Source organism: Cohnella silvisoli (genome assembly GCF_021190915.1).
GTDB lineage: Bacteria > Bacillota > Bacilli > Paenibacillales > Paenibacillaceae > Cohnella > Cohnella silvisoli.
In genome coordinates this window covers 205,651-226,083 of sequence record NZ_JAIOAP010000004.1, presented here as the reverse complement: position 1 = coordinate 226,083, position 20,433 = coordinate 205,651, and the positions used below count along the sequence as shown (strand labels likewise).

The following is a 20,433-nucleotide window of genomic DNA, read 5'->3' as shown; positions in this document are numbered from 1 at the left end:
CCAAATGTGTTTAATTCCCTTATCGGAAAATATTGCTCATCTTGAGAGCATATGAGCCATTTTTCTTTATATCGGACGAAATCGGCTCCCCAACAAAAAGAACATGAAGCCCCATAAGAAGGCTTCATGTATCAAGAAAAATGAAGAAATTGAATGATTATCCGAAAAAAACGAATATGTTTAATTTGCGTCGCCAACCGATCGTACGTTTTTCTTATTGTACCTCTAGGATCAGGCAACAGCTCAATATTTGCCATGGAAGCAATGTATTCCGCGTTATCCGCAACGGACATCTTTTCGGTGTCGACGTGATGTTTGAACGTGTCCTGGGACAAGCCCTCCATGCACCGATCGATTTGCCTGGCAGCCCACGAATGGCTTCCCTCGAACCTGCTGCTCAAACGCTTTTTCAATGTCTCCTTGGAAGCGAACAACGTAAAATGATTTACGCTCACCCCATCCTCTCGTAACCTCCCCACGATTTCATTGAAATACGGAACGCTTACGACAGTCATAGGTACGATAATTAATCCTTCATATTCTCTATCCAGGTGCTTCAGCATCGAATAATTAAATTCACGCCATAGGGGATAATCCTGAAAATCGTCTTTGCTTATGAGTTTGGGAATATTCTTCCTAATAAAATAACCCGCATTCTCGGGGTCATATACGTACGAGTTAGCTGTTCTTCTATGTAATTCATGCGCCGTTTGAGTTTTGCCGGAACCAAATGCGCCGTTGATCCAGATAATCACTATTTTCACCTCTACATTATGGCTTCCCATGCTCCGAACTATCGACGGTAAACCCTACCCGCTCGGACACTTCGATCGTGAGAATATCCCCCTGTGGATCATAGGACAAAACCGGACAATTAAGATCGCTTAACCACCACTTCTTATGATGCTGTTGCTCCATATCGTCCTCGTAGTAGAAAATGTGAATTTCCTCCACTAACCTGCTTATCGATTCCGCCAGCTCCGCTCCCGCGCCCTCGATTCTCATTTTCCAACCACGCTCCGACGGCTCCAAATCAAACCTGCAGCCTAGCTTTGACGTATCGAGCAGTGCTCTGCCAACCCCGCCTTTAATGATGAGTTTTCTTTCGAGTGCCATTGGCTTATCCCCCTTCATTCCGTTCCCTCTCCTAAGTATACCTTCTTTACAAGGAAAACGGCTCATTCCTGCATCAAACCCAGATTATCGAGCATGATTTTACCCGGTCCGGCGTTAAAATAAAAAGTAATCGCTGACCATTCGGACGGGCTGAACTCGGAATTCGCGGTCACGAATTCGTCCAACGGAAGCTCATAGGTTTGAAACACAGGCTCCTCTGCGTCTTTGAATTTACCTTCCGATATAACGGATTCCATTCCCGGCAACCACGTAAATTGAGTGGCCACTTGCGGCTCCGTCTCCATGAATTGACTGAGCGGAAGCCTTACGGCAATGCCCGATCGATCTTCCACCTCTATATCAATCGATAGCTCGGAGGATTCCTCCAACTCCTCGAAACCTTCCTCATCTTCCAAATCCTTCTCCATATTCGCCAAAGAGAACATTAGGATAGTCTCCTCCTCAACGCTGCCGATCGATGACGGACTCAGATGGATCGTATAAGAACCTTCATCCTTCCACTCCAGCGCAACGCCATTGTTCCCCTTGCCTTTGCCCTGCCGATCCAATGCTTCCATATGCCGCCAGTCGGTCAAGTCCGTTGATTCCGCGGTTACGCCCGGGGACAGTATCGTACGGTCTGAGCCCTTGAAATCGGCAATCCGGCGAAAACTTCCGCTTGCATATTGGTTAAAATAACGTGTTGAAGGAAGAAAATCAAGACCTTCCCGATAATCGCGGAACAGGAGGTCGTACTGTTCGGACCCATGCATTACCGTCTCTAGGAATGCAGCAACGTATACCTTCGCTACCTGCCTCTGCTCGTCCGGCTCCAGCAATTCCGCGGGACGAATGAACAGCCCGGCCGGCAAAGCGTTATCCGATTCGCCCCACTCCGTATTGAATTGGCTATGGTTGGCATCTTCTATATAAAGCGAAGCCTTAAAGGCCTCGGTACTCTCAGAGAACGTAGTTCTCCCATACTGCCTGTCACCGTAAAAGTTAACGAGATCCGCATCTTTAGCTCCTTGCAGCGTTAGATAGGAAATGTCCATCAATTGCGTCGATTTGCCATCGACTAACGTATCCGTTGGCGCAAGGGCAATGACCGCCTGAATCGAGTAGCTGTCCGATTCAGGCAAACTTCCGTCTTTCTGAAACCAAAGACTTCTATCCGCAGCCATAGCGGCAGCTTGTCCGCCTCGCGAATGTCCGAGCAAGGCAATCTGCCGAAAGTCCACTCTATTGTAGAAAAGAGAGTCGGCTTCATGGCTGAATTTCTGAATTTGCTGGATATGTTTGAGCAGGATCCATGCTCGCATCTTCATATCTTGATCTGGAATTCCCGACCATGCCGAATAATTCAGGAAGTTCTCGTCGACGGAGATCGCGATCATGCCGCTGCTTGCCAATAGTTCGCCCAAATAACCATAGCCCTCATCCGAGAATTTCTCCATCAAGTGATTGCCATGAACCATAAGAACTAGCGGAAAGGGGCCATTCCCCTCCGGCATCCAAACTCTACCGTCCAGCGGGAGCCGTGTCTCGTCGAAGCCCCAGAATTTGCTCCGCAGCCAAGGCCATTCATGAATATAAGCGGAAGCATCGACCGGATCGGATAGCTCATCGGCTCGTTCTCCGAATTCGGAGCGATGCCGATCTTCCCCGCTGCCGTATGTGAAGGATTCGTAATGGTAGATCCCCGGCTCGGAAGGATCGGGAAGGTTTGAAGATAGGGAATGCACATCTTTGCCGTCGGCGCTGTCAGCCCGATCAGCCCGATCATTGTCAGAACCCGACATTGCGGGAAGCAACCGAGGAAATCCCGAAACCGCGTAAACAACGATTAAAGCAACGATGCCCGTAAGTACAAACGTCCACCTTAATCTCCTGCGACTGATGCGAAAACGCAGAGGCGCCAACAACCCGATCAGAAACCCCATACCTGCCCCGAATAGAATATAAACAGCAGAAAAAATAACCGAGCCTATAACGCCAAGCTCGGAGAAGACGAAAAAGAAATAGGCCACAACGCCCGTATAAATCAAGCTGCCAACGGTGAATCGAGGTACCGCCAGCCCAACGATTGCTAGGACGGCCGCAATACAGAAGGAAGCTAACAGCATCGCAATCGTATTCATCGAAATGACCGTTACGACATCGAACCCTGTACCAAAGCCTGTGGGCATACCCAACGTCGCTATCGCGACCGCCGCACCGCTAAACACCCACATTGCGCCGATCACAAATCTCCATAGCCGGGTATCCCTAACCAACATTCCGGACAATCGCCGCTGAAGCCAGATTACAAACCTTTTGTTTTTGCTTGATTCGATATATTCAAGATTCATTGAATTCGCCTCGGTAGAAGTTAGACTCACTCGCTACCTTAATTATAAACCGAATGAAAGCCGTTCACGTACTCCAATGTCTAGCAATTATTAGTCTAACGCCGGCGCTTCTCCGATCGGCGTTCTGCGATAACCTTTGCCGACTCGGCGCAAAACTTCATCCAAATCTTCAGGATGTAGCAGCTCGATCGGCGACACGCCTTTATCGAATTGGAAAGAATCTCCCTCGATGAGCACGACATACCGCCCGTTCACCCTCGCGATATGAATGTTGTTGCCATAGTCAGCCATCTGCCCTTTCACCACAACATCGTCCAGCTTGAATTTAAGCTCCAACTCAGGCTGAACTTCCACGATTCGCGTTGCCGCTTCAACGACATGCTCATGGGTCCATTTTTCCTGCAGCTCGCGCTTCTCTCCGGCAGCCCAAACATCGAATTGCTGCTTCTCTTCCCGCATCGCCACTGTCTCTTCCGTCTCGTCGGCGCCTTCCGCCGCTTCCGTTCCCTGCCATTTCGTTTCCATGTAATGGTGAACCATCTCCATCACCTGGTCCGCGACGATCTCGGGCTTCGACTTCTCGTAGCTGACATACTTAAGAAAATCTTCAAAATACCTAGCGTGGGAAGCCTGATGGATTTTCAGCTCCCACTCCTCCAGCATCCCCTCTTCTGGCATATGAGGATATTGAATAGACTTGATGTTCTTGGCGTTAATCGCCATTTCCACTTGCGAGATCAAGCTTTTCTCATCCGAAACCCGGGCAATCTTCGATTCGAAATCACACTTGAACAGAAAAAGAAACGGCTCATCGTACAGCTCGTTAAGCTTAGCCGTTGCCAGGACGAACGCCCCGCCTCTAACCGAGTTGGTGTCCATGTAAATGCGAAGAAGGTCGTCGCTGAAATTGTGGAACTCCGCCTTGTCCGCTGCCATTCTTAAACGTTGAAACAAGTTGTAATTGGGATTGCTCGTCAAATCATATCCGGGTTCTACAATGAAACGTCCAATCTTCGTCGGGACTTGCTCGGATGCCGCATTGACCTCCGCTTTGCGCTTGGCGATACGCTTGAACTCTCCGTCGAGGAACGCCTTTAGCTCGCTATCTTGGTACTCTTCATGAGTTAACGTTTGATAATGCTTGTATTTCTTAGGGCCGTCCGGATCGGAACCCTCGCTCTGAATAACGAAAAACGATAAATATTGAATGGCGAATTTCATGTTCGGCTCCCTGTCGGCTGACTTAAATTATTTAGGCCTAACCGAATATTATCAGGTTCAATATCGCACGACAACCCTTCTCCAGACTTAGTCGTTTCTCATTGCCTAGCGCCCTTATAAGATGTGGTATACTCATTCTGAAAATAGTACGGGGAGCTGAGCTTGTGCCGGATTGGTCTTATCAAACGTTGTTTCGCCCCCTATTGTTCTGGCTGCCTTCTAGAGTCGCTCGCAGCTTGACCTTGAATGCGATGCGTAGAGTCAGTCTCCTGCCGGGCGGAACGCTGCTTATTAAAACAATGGGCCACATGGAGCCTTCCCCGCTATTAGAAAGCGCGATTGCCGGAATACCCGTTCCGACTCCCGTCGGTTTATCCGGCGGAGTGGATCCGCAAGGGATCGCTCATACAGCCATTTCCCAGTTCGGGATCGGTTTCATAGAGGTCGGGCCAGTTACCCTTCATCCCATCGAGAGCAATTCCCCCATCCTCAATGATCGCGAGCGGGAATCCATCTTCTATCCCAATGAATATGAGAACGAAGGATTAATCCGATCGCTGCGCATCATTGATAATCCGCTCCATTCCCTGCCCCAATTCGTCCGAATCGCCCCGATGCCCGGAGTCTCCGTCGCACAAGCCGTGGATGAGTTTCGGACTCTACTAGAAACGTTATCGCTCACGGGCGCGGCCGGCTTCTACCTTGACGTGTTGTCCATTGAACGGAGCTTGGAACAAACCCGGCTTTTGTTGGAACAAGCCTCAGCGCTTGCCATACACGCCTATCAAACAACCCGGAAGCCCATGTTCCTCTATATCCCTTTGGATTTCCCGGACGATCGGCTGGAGCAAACGTTGCGCGGTACCGATATTTCCGCATGGCAAGGGTTCGTCATTGGAAGCTCTCTACGGGAGCGCGATGGGGTACGGATTGGCCGTGACGGCAAGACACTTGCCTTGAGCAAAATCGAATTCCTTCGGACAATATCGCCCGGTGATTCCGTCATTAAATCGTCGGCTTGCATCCATGAGCCGCAGGACGCGCTCGATATGATTCAGGCGGGAGCCGACTTTGTGCTGTTGAACAGCGGACTCGTATACGCCGGACCCGGACTGCCCAAACGGGTAAACGAAGCCATTATTTATGAGAAAATACGTCAAACTCCTCCAGCGGAAGAACCCTCGTTCTGGAAGCATTGGGGATGGATGTGCTTGCTCGGAATAGGGATGATCGCAGGGGGTATCATTGCGTGGATCATAGCTGCCTCGTCGGTTTTACTGCCTTATGACGAAGCATTCCTTGGCATGTCCCGCTCCGAGCTCGAACAAATTAACGAGCACCTGCTTCACTTCATGTCCCATGATAGAATTACGCTGGCCGGAACGATGATTTCAATCGGGATTCTATATTATCAACTCGCCAAAAATGGACTCAAGTACGGACTGCATTGGGCGAGAACCGCCTTATTGATGTCGGGGATCGTGGGATTCCCAAGCTTTTTTCTGTATTTGGGCTACGGATTTTTTGATCCAATTCATGCAATTGCTGCAGCTATCTTATTTCCTATGTTCATTCTAGCTATGCGAAGAAACCCTGATCGGCCTTCCCGCAACCCGGTCAATACTCGCAACAGCCGGGAGTGGCGACTGGCAATGCGAGGTCAGCTATGCTTCGTAGTATTAGGCGTGGCGTTAAGCATTGGCGGAATCGTAATCGCCGGCGTCGGCGTTACGCACGTATTCGTCCCGCAGGATTTAACCTTCATGGGGGTCACTCGCGAGCAGCTTGAACAGGCCAATCCACATTTGATTCCGCTGATCGCCCACGATCGTGCCGGCTTCGGCGGCGCTTTATTTTCCGACGCGGTCATGTTGCTTATTGTTGCTCTTTGGGGACTTCAACAAGGAGAGCGATGGCTCTGGTGGACGCTGCTCGCGGGTGGATCCCCTGCTTTTATCGCCGGATTAAGCGTGCATTATCACATTAGTTACACCGATTTCCTGCATCTTCTTCCTGCATATTTCGCCATCGCCCTCTATATTGCCGGCTTAATTATGCTTTATCCCTATTTGATGAAGCGGCCAGATGATAAAATGACAGTAATGTGACCAAAACGATGACTCCGGTAACTTACTGCAATTACGGAAAATGGAATATAATGACTCCGGGCGGAACTGATAGAAGCCTTTGCAGTGCACGGCAGGGGTTCCTCGATCGGACGCAATGAAAAGGAGTTATTATTAATATGAAAAAAACAATTCGATTACTTACCACGGCGGCTATTGTCTGCGCGCTTATGGTTCCAGCGGTTGCCCATGCCGCAGAAGTAGCTAAGGAAGCCGCTCCTGCCGCTCCCATTAAAGCGAGTGTGCAAACAGAAGGCGGCTTCGCGGCTGTGCAAGTCGGCAATCAAGTCTATGTGTACAATAAAGATGGACAATTGTATCAAACGAAGGGCAAGGAGCGCGTCGGCGATTTGACGGATCTGTTTATTCTTCCATACGGCCCTGAGCAGCTTCCTTTTATCCTCATCAAAAGCGCGAAAAACGGATATATGGTGTTCAGCGACTTATGGCCCGAGTTTGCCAAAGGCAAAGAGAACGACCCGATCGCCGCTTACTACAGCGGCCGCGTCCTACCGACAACGCAAACGAAGATCGTCAGCAAAACCGGCCATCACTACGCCGAGAAAGTCGGCGATGAGATCGTCGCCTATACCGCTAACGATTTCAAGGACATCAAGAAAGGGTTCCATGAATCGATCCGCGTGAAAGGCAATCTGAGAGGCCTCATCCTTTACGACTGCTGCCCTTACCTGGTCGTGGACGACGGCAAAGACACCCTTTCCGTCTATCATGCCGGCGAGAATGGACCTCTGCTTGCGGGCTCCATTGATTTCAAGTAAATAGCCATTTAAATCGAAATAGAATCCGTCTAAATGGGAATAGTAGGGAGGTTACCACCACTCAAGGAGGCCTTCTCCCAAATGGACGACACCCATGAATTCGTAGAAAAAGTACACGATAAGCAGAAGAAAGATAAGAAGAACAAGCAGCGGCAAAACGAAGAAGATCCCGGCAATAAGTTGCCGGGCAAGCAGCATAGCACTAACAAATAACGGCAAGCCCCTTCACTTTCTCAAAGGTGAGGGGCTTGTTCTGCACAGGAATTACTCGAATTTTTCGATCAATTCCCTACCGCTTATAAAAAAGCTCCCCCTCGAAACCTGAAAGGGGAGCTTTCCGCCAATCTAATGCCTACGCTCCGGCTGCGCCAAGCGAACGAGCATGTGCGCCAACTTGTGGCGCTCTTCTTCCGTGCCTACTTTCCACAGCTCCTGAAGAAGCTTCTCCTCGCTATTGCGGGGATCCTCGTGGCTCGCCAAGTAATCGGCTACTTTCTGGGCAATGACGGCCATTTGCTCCTCGCCTAAACCGATGCTCTCGCCTAACTTGATCCGTTTGCCAAGATAACCTTTAAATTCATCGAAATCGCGAAGAATCCGCTCCTTCTCCCCGGAGTCGATACTCGAAATCGCGCGTTCCACCTTGCTTGGATCAACGTCACCGTCTTTGTCCACAACATGATTGTATTCGGTCATCTGAATTCCTCCTAGCACGGATTTAGTTTTTCCTTAACATTTTAACCGAGTCGCCCGCAATTGAACCTCCGATCTCACAAAAAAAAGACACCCACGAAGGTGTCCGGACGTTCAGCTTTGCGCATCAACCCTATTGACGATGTCGAGAAACCGGACTCTTTCGATGGGCTTGACTACATAAGATTTGGCCCCGAGCTTGATCGCCTCGAGTACCTGCTGCTTGTGCCCGATCGCGCTCACCATGACGACTTTGGCGGTTGGATAGGTTCTAAGCAGCAACTGCAGCGCCTCGATCCCCCCCATATTCCCCATGCTAATGTCCATCGTTACGATATCCGGCCTATAGCTAACGTAATTGACCATGACTTCGCGGCCATCCGCCGCTTCCGCCACAACCTCATGACCCTCGCTTTCCAGAATGGAACGGATGTTTTTCCGCATGACTGCCGAATCGTCTACGATCATGAATTTTGCCACTTTATTTTCCCCCTTTTGGTCTACTGGACGTTCAATATGGTTGCAAGTTCGGATTCTTGATCCATTGGAATAAACATGATTTGGAATGAACCGTTGTCGGTGTCGTAATATTGCGCGAGTGGCTGCGCCGACCGAGTACGAATTTCCGCTTGCTGCGCTACGAAAATTAAAGGATTTCCCAAGTATATGGGGTGCGGCCCCCTTTCCGTAATCGCATTGCCGCAGATGACGTTGGAAAGCTCGGCGACGACTTCAACCGCGTAGGTCTTCGCTTCATCGGGCGTTACGGGATCGAGCAAGTAACTTTGCGCCAATAGCAATGCCAACTCCGCTTCTACAGTGAAAATAACCCCGCCCTGTATGGCTCCGCTTACCTGTATAAAGGATGTATAATCGTCTAAATTCCCTTCGCGCGTCGAAGCTTGCGGCGATAACTTAGCCGTAATGCCTAGCTGAGTGATGTTGTTCTCGGCGGAAATCGTAAGCTCAGAGAAAAAGTCGGCTTCCTTTTGCCTCACGTTATTACTCCTCCCCATGTTTCCTTCCTATATTCCTCAAGCGGAATCGTAAAAGTAAATACAGTCCCATGACCCGATACGCTGTTTACCATTACAGAGCCTCCCAGCTTGTCAACCTCATCCTTTACCGCCGATAACCCTACGCCCCGGCCTGAAAGCTCGGATACGGATTCGGTCGTCGTCAGCTCGTCCCTGAAAATATAAGGAATGACCTCTTTGTCGGATAGATGGAGCAGTGTCTGTTCATCGCATATTCCTTTATCCACAAGGCGCTGACGTAATTTCCCAACATCGATGCCTCTGCCATCATCGCTAATCGTAACGACGAGGTCGCCGCCGGCTTGCTTCACCTGCAATTCGACCGTGCCCCTCTTATCCTTGCCTAGATTGATGCGCTCTTCGGGCGGTTCAATGGCATGTACGACGATATTGCGGAAAACATGGATCAACGACTGGGAGAAAAGCAGGAACCGCTGACCGTCGACGGAAACCTCTCCTCCTTCCAACCGCATCGGATGCAGCCTGATGCCTAACCGTTCGGCGGAAATGACGAGATAATCCGTATAATGCGCGACAAGCTCCCTAAACGGCTTATTCCTTACTTCCCTCAACTCTGCCAACAAATCAAGATGCTGCGGCTCCGCTAAAGCTTCGGTTAACTTACTCTCGAGCATAAGCCAATCCTTGCGCGGGATCGTTACAGTCTCGTTGCGCTGTTGCTGGAACAGCAATTCTTCGCCTAGAATATCGGTTAGCGCCTTTAAGTCCTCATCTACCCAAGTGTGAAGTTGCAGGGATCGTAAAAATTGCAAGCTTTGTTCCCCGGAACCATCAGCTTGGGAGATTTTCTCTTGAAGCTGAGTTTCCAATTCATGCAACCGGGGTACGATATTCGGAAATTGAAGCAGGGAGAAACTTCCCTTAAACGTATGTATTCGTTTGTAAACGGACAGCAATTTCTGTTCCAGCGGAAGCGGGCTGTTCATGTTGTCTACGATGCCCATCTCGCAGAAACGCTTGAATTCGCCCAATATTTGATGGGTTTCTTCCAAATGGGTGACGACTTGGACAACCATCTGCGACACAAGCCGCTCCCGGGCCATCTGCCGTTCAATCATTCGCTTCTCGGTTATATCGGTTAGAACGACCATCATCTCCGCAGTGACGCCGAACTCATCTTCGATAACCTTATATTCCGCGCTTACCGTTAGCTTTCCGATCAACAGTTCCTCCGGCAGCAACGATACAATAAGCTCACGCTTCAGCTCATCCTTCTGCACGAAACATTCCTCGAAGATTTCCTTGAGCAGATCCTTTTCCTGCTCATTGTCCGGGTAGAACAACTCGGGGAGGTAGACTCTGGCAATGTCGCGCCCGAATATTCTCGTGCATGGAGCACTATATTCTTCACCGACTATCAAATCCGAGTGAACCGTGAAAAAACCTTGCTGAGCATAGTTCAATAGATTTTGTATGGCAGCCGTGCGCTTCTGAACCGTGTACTCCAGCTGCTGGTTCAGGCTCCCGATTCTACCGATGGCTTGCAGCAATTCTACGTCCGCTTGTTTGACATGTCTCGGTATATCGTCCACGTGCTGGCCTGCGGCAACTTGTTCTAACACTAGCGTCAGGTGCCGCAGCGGGAGCATGATTCTGCGCCTTAGCAGGTAAGCGACCAATAGGAGCAGAAACGCCATTACGATCAGAGAATATAAGCCTAACTTGCCTAATCCGCTGACCGTCTTCATGGCCGTTGCAGATTGGCTTTGCGTGTAGAGGACCCCAATGATTTTTCCCGACATATCCCGAAGATCCACGGCGGACTTAGTGAGGCTGACATCGTCGTTGGCCACGATCTCCAGCGAATCCCCTACCTTCTTCTCCCCTAGGAATCGTTGGAGATCATCCGCTTTTACCTCATTCGTCGAGGAGAGGAACTGCCCTGATCCGAGCAGCAGGGCGACATCGGTTTGCATCGTGTCATGAAGGCGAGCCAATATTTCTTTATTCAGAAAATGACCCGTAATGAGCAACCCCGCCGTTCCGTTGTCGCCCTTGTCGCCCGTTACTTGCGAGATCGCCACTATAGCTAAGCCCTTAGAGGTATCGAGCAGCCCCGAGAATGTTTTCGCCGTCTCGAACTTCGTAAAGATATAAGGAACCTTTACACGATCGGTGAACGAATCCACATCGCCGGACTGCACAAGAACGTTGCCTTCCAGGTCGGCTTCCGCGACAAAGTCGATATTCGGTACGACGTTCGGCATATCGGCGATATTTGTTTCCAACCATTCCATATCGCGGGCTAGCAGCGCCTGCCGGTTATCCTCCCAGTAGCCGTTCGTAATCGTCACGCCCAGAATCGTCTCGCCTAGTGCTTCAATAGACCTCTGAGTGGTATGGTTGGTCTGCAATTCCTTCTCGTAGCCGGTCTCCTTTAACGCGGAAGTAATCGTAATATAGAAGTAGAATGTCAACACGATCACAGGCAATACGACCAGCACTAAAATCCACAACATCATCTCGGATGTCAAGGAACGCCGTTTATTGCCGTTGTTCATGCTGCAATCCCCCTGAAAACTTTGTCGAAAATGCGCCGCGTTTTCCATATTGTAGCATAACGACCGCATCGTGCACATACGAAAAAGGTAGGAGAACAGCGATCAATCTCCGAAGCCGACAAGCTTATTTGTACCCTATTAACGAGCATGCGAAACCTAGTTTACCAAACCGGCGGTCTGAACGAATACGGGTTCGCGGCTTTGGACGATTGAATAATACGCCGTAAGTCCAGCCGCATCTTCTCCATCGTCTCTTCACCGAGAAGATCCCGCCATCGGCTCTCGATCGCCGTGAAGATCGATTCGGTTTCGCGGATGCATTCCCATCCGTGGGCAGTTAAGACGATGAGCTTCCCTCTCCGGTCCGTAGGATGAGGCTCGCGCTTTACATACCCATGCTGCTCCAGATAATCTACGGTTAAGCTGGCCGCTTGCTTCGTAATCCCCATATGCTGGGCCAATTCAATACCGGTCGCGCCTTGCGCGGCAAGCCGCTGAAATACAAACCCGTGAGACGGCCGAACGTCGCCGAAGCCCCTCTGTTCCAATTCTGCATGCAACTCGTCAATAGCTGTCCGAAAAGCCATGGAAAACAGCAAGGTTAATTCATAATTCGGCGACTTCGCATCCTGCATATATGCCCCTACCTTCGCTAATCTATTTTATGTTTGTCGATTCGACAGGCCGGCTGCTCATTCAGCTCCGCTCCAATCTGCCGAAGCAATGCTGCCGTATCGAACAATGCCCAATGTTCTGCAATCTTTCCATCCAAAATGCGATATTCCCGATAAAGCCGGACATCTATCGGATGATTCGTCGCCTCCGTGCCGCGAAAATTTCCTTGATGGGTGCCTGTCATCCTAAGCCTCACAACTACCCGATCACCTTCTGCAACTATGTTTTCTTCCGTAGACGATTGATCGGGGAATGCGGAATGGAGAATACGCGCCATGTTTAACAAGCCCTCCCTGTTGCCGGGTACATAAGCATGATCCACATAGTCCTCCGTCAGCCACTCAGCCACGCACTCGAAATCTCCATCATTCCAGAATTTCTTGATAAACCCGCGTACAATCTCAATATTAGGATTCGTCTTACTCATCTTTTCTTCCTCCTTTTATATAGTCAATTGAATTGACTTGTTTACTATTTATACTCCCTATTCTCATTATAGTCAAGCGAATTGACTTATTTAATTTCATTTACAGCAAAATAAAAAACACCCCGCATAAGCACAGCAAGCTTGCATGCGCGGGATGTTCCACACCGTTCCTCTATTCGTTCACAACCCTTTGTTAGTTAGGCGCACGACTTCAAAGAGGTTAATCTTGCGTTTCGTCTGATCGTGATACAGCCATGGCTCTTGAACATGATCGACATACAATATTCCATTCAAATGATCGATCTCGTGCTGAAAGCAGCGAGCCAGGAAACCTTCCCCCTCTAGCTGAACCGTCTCCCCTTGACGGTTCAGCGCAACCACCTTAACGTAATTGGCTCTCTTCACATAACCGTGATAGTTCGGGTAAGACAAGCATGCCTCCGCGCCTTCTTGCTCCCCGCTCGCATGAACGATTTCCGGATTGATCAGCTCGATCAAGCCTTCCCCGCAATCCATTACAATGACCCGTCGAATGATCCCGACTTGAGGTGCGGCAAGACCTGCCCGCCCTTCCGTCGCATAGAGAGTCTCGGCCATGTCATCTAGCAATTTAATTATTTTCGGCGTGATCTCCTCCACCGGTTTGGCCTTCTTGCGCAGGATGGATTCTCCAAAAGGTAAAATATTGAGCACGGACATCGTGATATGCCCCTTTCATCTGCATTGACCATTATTCCGCATTTTTGCGCCTAATATATCACAATATATGGCTCCGCTCAACGGGTTTATTATCCGGTTTTCAGAATTCTAATGTTTAACATTCATTCCAGGAAGGGTATTAAACTCTCAGCACCGCAAAAATATTTCACGTGAACAGAGAGGGGACTTCCGCCATGAAATCCGCAATGAACAATAAGAAATGGATCACGCTGCTAATGACCGCCACAATGAGCATCGCACTGCTATTCGGCGCAACCGCATGCAGCAGCAACAATAATAACAATGACGGCACGGATGCTGTCGTACCCGATTCCGGCACAGGCATGGAAAGCCCAAGCCCGTCCGCAAGCGCACCGGCTTCCGCGTCTGAATAAACGAATTGCAATAAAAAGCCTTCAAAACCGCGGTTCTCGTGGCTTTGAAGGCTTTTACCAATGATAGCAGGATGGCTCGATCGATGGATGGATGGTTGCCATTATACCCCCCACTCCTCCGGCAATAACCGTCGATATTGCGGCTGCAGATACCGGTCGTCCACCAGCACGAGCACGCCTTTGTCTTGCTCCGATCGGATCAATCTTCCGCCTGCCTGCAGCACCTTATTGATCCCGGGGTACACGTAGGCGTAATCGAACCCATTGCGTTCTTCCCCGTCGAAATAACTTTTAATTAAATTCCGCTCCAAACCGATCTGAGGCATGCCGACCCCGACAACCACGACCCCCTGAAGACGGTCTCCCACCAAATCAATGCCTTCTGAGAAGATTCCCCCCATTACCGCAAACCCGATTAATGCCGGGCCATTATTCACGTCGAAGGCTGCGAGAAAGCTCTCTCGTTCGTTTTCCGCCATATCCGACGTTTGCAGCATTGTACGAATTGAGCTTTCGCAACCCGCCATGAAAGCTTCATATACGCCATTCATATATTCATACGACGGGAAAAAATACAGATAGTTGCCCGGACGCTCTTCCGACAGTTTACGAAGCGCGCTGACTAGAGGTTCTTTCGTCCGTTCGCGATCTGCATATCTCGTAGAGATCGGCACTACCGACACTTCCCATTGTTCTTTGGCAAAGGGAGTAGCCAGCGTAACCGAATAATCCTCCTCTTCCGCTCCAAGCATGTCCATGAAATAGCTAAGCGGGGATAACGTCGCCGAGAAGAATACGTGCGAACGATAGCCTTTGCCCATCTGTCGAAGCAAATGCGAAGGATTAAGGCAGAATAGCTTCAGCCGGACTTCGTTGCGATTGACTTCTGCATAAGTGACATAGCTTTCGTCATACAACTTCCCGATTCTGAGGAAGCTCAACGCTGAGAAATAGGTTTCCAGCAGCCGAGCATTCCCTGCGCCCGGCCCCCTTCCGGCAAGCTCCCGCTCCGCCTGGACGACGAAAACATCCGCCAACTCCAACAGTTCGGACGGTAGTTCCTTCATGATGACAACTTGGCCTTCGGCTTGTTTCCTAAGCTGAATGAAATACTTGTTGATCGCTTTGGCCGCTGCATGTACACCCCCCGTAGCACCTGTCGGAACGCCTTTAAATTCCCGCTCCAGCTCCAGGAAATCCTTCTTTTCCAACGCCGCCGAGAACATTTCCCTAGAACGGTCGATCAAGTTATGCGCTTCGTCCACGAGAAGAACGGTCTTGTTCTTATGCTCGCCGGACAGCCGCTTTAAGGATACGCGCGGATCGAATACATAATTGTAATCGCAAATAACCGCATCAGACGCATAAGCGACATCGAGGGAAAATTCGAACGGGCACACCGAGTGCTTACGGGCATAAGCTTCGATCACCGTCCGAGTAATCAAGCTTTCATGGGTGAGTAGATCCAGAATGGCCTCATTAATCCGATCATAGTAGCCGTCCGCGAACGAGCACTTCTCTTTGCGGCAATCCACTTCCTCTTGGAAACAGATTTTGTCCTTTGCCGTAATCGTCACCGAGCTTAATCGCAAACCCTGCGACTTCATTAGCGCCAATGCGTCCTCGGCTGCGGTTCTCGTAATCGTTCTGGCCGTCAGGTAGAAGAGATGCTGCACCTTCCCTTGGCCTATCGCTTTGATCGAGGGGAATAGCGTTGACACCGTTTTCCCGATGCCCGTAGGCGCTTTAGCGAACAGTTTCCGACCTTCATCGATGGATTTATAGACCGCCCCAGCCAGCTTTCTTTGCCCTTCGCGGTACGCGGGGAAGGGAAATGCCAACGCTTCGATGCTCTCGTCCCTTAACCGTCTATTTCGGCTTAGCAACCGAGCATACGGAGCATAACGTTGGACGATGTCCGCCACGTACGATTCAAGCTCGTCCATACGAACTCCTTGCTCAAACCTGACTTGCTCTTCCGTATCCACCTGAACGTAGGTCAAGCGGACACGCAATTGGGATACCCCACTCTCCTTGGCATACATGTAAGCATACATTTTGGACTGCGCCCAATGCACGGGGTACATTTCCTCGGTCACGGAGTCCAGCTCCAGCGAAGTCGATTTGATCTCGTCGATGATAACCCCGCCGTCTTCCGCAATCAGCAGGCCGTCGCATCTCCCGTCGATGACGAAAAGGAGATCCCCATGAGGGATCTCCGCGCTTAAATACACTTCTTTCTGATCTTGCTCGCTATATTGGCGTTGTATTTTCTGATGAATCCTCGTACCCTCCGCAAGCGTGCTTACGGTTCGAAACCCGGAATCCAAGCTCCCGCTGCGGAACACGTGCTCAACGAGGGTTCTCACTGAAAGGGCAATCAAATCCGGCATGAGGCACAATCTCCCAAGTAAGATTTATTTCTGGATTGTTCGCTTAACGAGCTTTTCGCTTCATTATACACCTTTAATCGTCCAAGGACGTCATATCCGTGCAGGCAGGCACCTCATTCCGATTGCTCGAGAGGCAACGTGAAGTAAAATAGGCTTCCCTTACCTGTCGCGCTCTCCACGCCGATTTTCCCGCCATGCCTCTCAACAATTTCCTTCGCGATAGCAAGCCCTAACCCGCTCCCGGTGGAATTATCCGTCTGCCCGCCTCTATTAGACCTATTAAACACATGATCCATGTGCTCCGCGGGGATTCCTTCTCCGTTATCCCTTACGCTAATCGTTATCTCATCCGAGCCCATCGCCGCTTCAAGCTCGACCGTACTTCCCGGGGGCGAGAATTTACAAGCATTATGAACAAGATTAGAGAGCACCCTCCGGATGCCATGCTGGTCAATGACCATGATCCCCTGGCTTTCAGCGGGTAAGATCACCTCGTATGTCCTGCCGGTCATCCGGATATCCTCGGCAAGGATCATGAATTCGTGGGCTATCCATTCCCGGCCCTGAACGGCTTCGAAAGCTGCATCGTCCAGTTTTTGATCGTATCTGCTGAGTTGGAACAGATCATCGATGAACCGGGTAATGAAGAGAACCCTCTCATAAATTTTCTCCAAGTATTTGTTCTTCTCGCCCGGTTCGACTTCAATTCCGAGCACCATCGCCCGAATGCCTCCTTGCACGACGGTTAGCGGGGAGCGGATGTCATGGGAGATGTTCTGCAGCAGCTCGTTACGCTCCTTCTGAGATTGAACAAGCTTCTCCGTGCGTTCCTTGACGGTGACTTCGAGCTCTTCGTTCCAATGCTCCAACGTCCGGACCAGCTTCTCTTGGTTAGCGATCATTTGCTCCTGCGCCTTTTCTTTGCCAATCTGATTTTGCCTGGATTGGTAAGACAACGCAGATGCCAGTATAATAAATTCGGCAATGGAACCGAATTGATAACCGTAATGAGTCAGCGTGCTGAAATTCATTAAGCTAAACGTATATAAAATGGAAGGGCTCGCCAATCCCATTAACGGAATCAAAGCAAGAAGGATATATCTGGCCGCCCGATTCCCCTTGAATACGCTCCTGAATATGGCTATGGACAGCGTCATTACGACTATGAATTCGTAATAAATCGCGATTGAAGAGAATCCTGGCCAATGAAATAGCAAACCAATGAGGATCAGAGGGAAAATCACGTTGAGAACCTTGAGTATGATGTGCATGCGAGGAGCATAGATTTCCAATTGCAGCATTTTCGATAGGAACAGCAGCACGAACCATAGGCACAGGATAAAGAAAAACAAAAACACGCCTTCGTAGGTATCGAACAGATCAAGAAGTACCTTAAGAATCCAATGGCTTTTGCCAAGCATCTCCTGTAACAGACCATTCCAGACGAGTTGAGACAGGGCGAAGCATAAGATATAAATCGAGTAGTATAGGTAGGCGATCATGCGCATGTTAACATACGTGGCGAACATGTATGCGGCCATCAGCAGAACAAAACCGTAGTACAAGCCAAACAGTATATATTCATCCCGAATCTGATTCCGGAACGTATTGTCGTCCATTAATTCTATCGGCAGAATCATGGAACCGTCCGTTGACGCTCTCATATAAAGGGTTACCGGTTGATTCGAGGGTAGATGAAGCTTTTGGGACCAATAATGATCCTCGATACGATCCCCAACGAAGGCTAAGTCGTTCCCTGAACCATCTTTGCTGCCTATATAAATATCAAACTCATCCACGACCGGGTTAAAGAGGCGCATTACCCATTCCTCGCGAGAAGACTGGTTCTCTACCGTCACCCTTATCCAATAGGTTCTAGCGGATAGGCCGAAAGCAGATTTGCCTAATGCTGACTGATAGCTTTTACTAAAGGACGGGGATGCGGCTTCTTGAAAGGTCCACTGCCCTTCCTCATCCGGGAGAATGTCCATCTGTGCGTTGATCTTGTAATTTTTCTCTTCGTCAGTCAAAGCCATGCGGTTACCGGGAGCGGATACCGTCTTCTCGGGAACAAAATATATCCATACCAATGCGACCCCCGCGAGAAGAGCCAGTATGGATAAAATAAACAACAGATTTTGCTCTGCGATCGTCTTCCTCATCTTATTTCTCCCCGTTCTAGCAACTACTCCTACTAGTTCATAGCTTTTTATTCCTTATTTTTTTCGACAATTAATGATAAAATAGGAAGGGAAATGTTTATTCTTGTATGGATCGAGGGGACTCGTATGGAAGGAAAATTGATATTCATCGTCGATGACGATCCGGATATCCAACAGATGGTTACCGCCTTTCTCGCTCATGAAGGCTTTGCCGTACGGAACGCGCTTAGCGCCGCTCAAGCTCTCGCTTTGCTCGACGTGGAAGAGCCGGATCTCATGCTGCTCGATATTCAGATGCCCGATATGGACGGGATTACGCTGTGCCACAATATAAGAAAGCAGTACCATAGACCGATACTCTTTGTTACGGGCACCAAGCAGCAAGAGGACAAAGTGAAATCCCTCCAATCCGGCGGCGACGATTACATAACTAAGCCGTTCGATCCGGTAGAGCTCGTCCTTCGGGTGAAATCCAACCTTCGGTGGAGCGCCCTTCTCGATCAAGAACTCGATACCAAGAAGCAAAGGTTGGAATTCCCAGGGCTTCAAATCGATCTCGATCGAATGACGGTAACGGTCAATAACCAGCCCGTGCAGCTGCTAGCCAAGGACATTCAACTGTTGATAGCGCTCGCCAAGCAGCCCAATCAAGTTTTCCATCCGGAGCAGCTCTATCGTCAAGTATGGAATAATGATGTCAACTACTCCAAGGATACGATTAAAGTTCATATTTTTAATTTGCGTAAGAAGATAGAGCCGAATCCGGCTCTTCCTCGGTATATCATTACGGTCGATCGTCTGGGTTATAAGTTTAATCCTTATGGCGTTGTAGAGTCGGAGTAGACAGTGACGATCAACAAGCTAAAGCCGCAATTGCAGTAGATTGACCGAGAAATAATTGGCGTTCATTTTTAGCAGTTGTTTTTCTTCCATATCGTAAAGAACGTCATGAAGCTCTCTCACCTTCACTCCAGACATCTGAGCAAGCTCATTATAATCGAGCGGCAACTCTACTTCCACCGAATAATCGGTTCTTTTGCCGAAACGGTTCGTTAGCTTGACTAAGCTTTTAACCACACGCGAATGAGCATCCAGAAAGGCTAGATCTTCAACATGCTGCTTAGTATCGGATATGCGCCGGATCATTTCCTTCATAATTATCTTTGCGATATCGAAATGGGATTGGAGCACCTTCATAAAGCTGTCTCGCGAAATGACGATATGCTCCGTTTCCTCAAGCGTCTGCGCCGATGCGGAACGCGGCTTTCCGTCAAGAAGCGAAAGCTCGCCGAAGCTATCTCCCGATCGGAAAACGGATAGGATCTTTTCTTTCCCCTCATTGCTTTGGGTATATATTTTGGTCGAGCCCCTTACGATAACAAAAAAAGAATCCCCAGGCTCTTTCTCACGAAATAAAATGGTGCTCGCCTGCACCTTTTCTATGCGAAAATTCGCCGTTAACAGTTCCAGATGCTCATTGTTAAGGCTAGCGAATAAAGGTATTTTCTTCATAGTAGAGTGAAGCAATGCCCTTTCGTTTCTTGCCCGAGCAGCGTCGTTTATCCCTTTCGCATAATAATTTCTATGATCCGATACAGGACTTACGCTATCGTCCACCTCAATCCGGTTGACGTTATGCTTCTTCAGCATATGGAGATTTTCTTTCGTGAGCACCGTCCCCATAGTGAGCAGCTTTGCTCCGGTACTGGAGTAAACAGGCCTGCAGATCCTCATTCCCACGCGGGCTTTCTCAATAAATATTACCGCCATCTTATCCCCCACCTAGCGTTTACTTTCAAACTGCGGCAGCGTATATCCCCTATTCCTAATGATAATT

The 20,433-nt window shown here is 49.5% G+C and carries 19 protein-coding genes; 4 read left to right on the top strand and 15 right to left on the bottom strand.

What is annotated here, in order from left to right:
- Positions 1–131 precede the first annotated feature (131 nt).
- From K7P76_RS10190 to K7P76_RS10175, 4 genes are all read right to left on the bottom strand, one after another.
- Positions 132–755, bottom strand: coding sequence for an ATP-binding protein (locus K7P76_RS10190; RefSeq protein ID WP_232185190.1), 624 nt, complete (start codon positions 753–755; stop codon positions 132–134).
- A 16-nt stretch (positions 756–771) separates the two neighbouring features.
- Positions 772–1,116: a hypothetical protein gene (locus K7P76_RS10185; RefSeq protein WP_232185189.1), complete on the bottom strand. Its 345-nt coding sequence runs from the start codon at positions 1,114–1,116 to the stop codon at positions 772–774.
- Between the two features lie 62 nt (positions 1,117–1,178).
- Positions 1,179–3,467 carry an alpha/beta hydrolase gene (locus K7P76_RS10180; RefSeq protein WP_232185188.1) on the bottom strand — a complete coding sequence of 763 codons (2,289 nt, stop codon included), beginning with the start codon at positions 3,465–3,467 and terminating at the stop codon, positions 1,179–1,181.
- Between the two features lie 90 nt (positions 3,468–3,557).
- A complete protein-coding gene (locus K7P76_RS10175; RefSeq protein ID WP_232185187.1) occupies positions 3,558–4,688 on the bottom strand; it encodes a DUF3900 domain-containing protein in 1,131 nt (376 codons plus the stop codon).
- A gap of 164 nt (positions 4,689–4,852) precedes the next feature.
- On the opposite strand from K7P76_RS10175, the gene K7P76_RS10170 reads away from it, so the two are divergent.
- The 3 genes from K7P76_RS10170 (at position 4,853) to K7P76_RS10160 (ending at position 7,806) form a co-directional block, all read left to right on the top strand.
- Positions 4,853–6,796, top strand: a complete 1,944-nt coding sequence (locus K7P76_RS10170; RefSeq protein ID WP_232185186.1) for a beta/alpha barrel domain-containing protein — start codon at positions 4,853–4,855, stop codon at positions 6,794–6,796.
- Positions 6,797–6,933: 137 nt separating this feature from the next.
- On the top strand, positions 6,934–7,593 hold the full coding sequence (locus K7P76_RS10165) for a hypothetical protein (RefSeq protein WP_232185185.1): 660 nt from the start codon (positions 6,934–6,936) through the stop codon (positions 7,591–7,593).
- 81 nt (positions 7,594–7,674) lie between these two features.
- Positions 7,675–7,806, top strand: coding sequence for a DUF4023 family protein (locus K7P76_RS10160; RefSeq protein ID WP_232185184.1), 132 nt, complete (start codon positions 7,675–7,677; stop codon positions 7,804–7,806).
- A 132-nt stretch (positions 7,807–7,938) separates the two neighbouring features.
- Here K7P76_RS10160 and K7P76_RS10155 read toward each other — a convergent pair whose 3' ends face one another.
- From K7P76_RS10155 to K7P76_RS10110, 10 genes are all read right to left on the bottom strand, one after another.
- Positions 7,939–8,289, bottom strand: a complete 351-nt coding sequence (locus K7P76_RS10155; RefSeq protein WP_232185183.1) for a DUF3243 domain-containing protein — start codon at positions 8,287–8,289, stop codon at positions 7,939–7,941.
- A gap of 111 nt (positions 8,290–8,400) precedes the next feature.
- On the bottom strand, positions 8,401–8,766 hold the full coding sequence (locus K7P76_RS10150) for a response regulator (protein ID WP_232185182.1): 366 nt from the start codon (positions 8,764–8,766) through the stop codon (positions 8,401–8,403).
- A 20-nt stretch (positions 8,767–8,786) separates the two neighbouring features.
- Positions 8,787–9,284 carry a chemotaxis protein CheX gene (locus tag K7P76_RS10145; RefSeq protein WP_232185181.1) on the bottom strand — a complete coding sequence of 166 codons (498 nt, stop codon included), beginning with the start codon at positions 9,282–9,284 and terminating at the stop codon, positions 8,787–8,789.
- Entirely contained in the window at positions 9,281–11,845 is a 2,565-nt protein-coding gene (locus K7P76_RS10140; RefSeq protein WP_232185180.1) for an ATP-binding protein, read from the bottom strand. Before K7P76_RS10140 ends, K7P76_RS10145 begins: the two co-directional genes overlap by 4 nt.
- Positions 11,846–12,006: 161 nt before the next feature.
- The gene (locus tag K7P76_RS10135) at positions 12,007–12,480 is read right to left on the bottom strand and encodes a MarR family winged helix-turn-helix transcriptional regulator (protein WP_232185179.1); all 474 of its coding nucleotides are present in this window, start codon (positions 12,478–12,480) and stop codon (positions 12,007–12,009) included.
- Between the two features lie 17 nt (positions 12,481–12,497).
- On the bottom strand, positions 12,498–12,947 hold the full coding sequence (locus tag K7P76_RS10130; RefSeq protein ID WP_232185178.1) for an ester cyclase: 450 nt from the start codon (positions 12,945–12,947) through the stop codon (positions 12,498–12,500).
- Positions 12,948–13,127: 180 nt separating this feature from the next.
- Positions 13,128–13,646: a peptide deformylase gene (def, locus tag K7P76_RS10125; protein ID WP_232185177.1), complete on the bottom strand. Its 519-nt coding sequence runs from the start codon at positions 13,644–13,646 to the stop codon at positions 13,128–13,130.
- Between the two features lie 166 nt (positions 13,647–13,812).
- Positions 13,813–14,052, bottom strand: coding sequence for a hypothetical protein (locus tag K7P76_RS10120; RefSeq protein WP_232185176.1), 240 nt, complete (start codon positions 14,050–14,052; stop codon positions 13,813–13,815).
- 90 nt (positions 14,053–14,142) lie between these two features.
- A complete protein-coding gene (locus K7P76_RS10115; protein ID WP_232185175.1) occupies positions 14,143–16,434 on the bottom strand; it encodes an ATP-dependent DNA helicase in 2,292 nt (763 codons plus the stop codon).
- Positions 16,435–16,547: 113 nt separating this feature from the next.
- On the bottom strand, positions 16,548–18,596 hold the full coding sequence (locus K7P76_RS10110; protein WP_232185174.1) for a sensor histidine kinase: 2,049 nt from the start codon (positions 18,594–18,596) through the stop codon (positions 16,548–16,550).
- Positions 18,597–18,722: 126 nt separating this feature from the next.
- On the opposite strand from K7P76_RS10110, the gene K7P76_RS10105 reads away from it, so the two are divergent.
- Entirely contained in the window at positions 18,723–19,439 is a 717-nt protein-coding gene (locus K7P76_RS10105; protein ID WP_232185173.1) for a response regulator transcription factor, read from the top strand.
- 18 nt (positions 19,440–19,457) lie between these two features.
- On the opposite strand, the gene K7P76_RS10100 is transcribed toward K7P76_RS10105, so the two are convergent.
- Entirely contained in the window at positions 19,458–20,366 is a 909-nt protein-coding gene (locus K7P76_RS10100; protein ID WP_232185172.1) for a Crp/Fnr family transcriptional regulator, read from the bottom strand.
- Positions 20,367–20,433 lie beyond the last annotated feature (67 nt).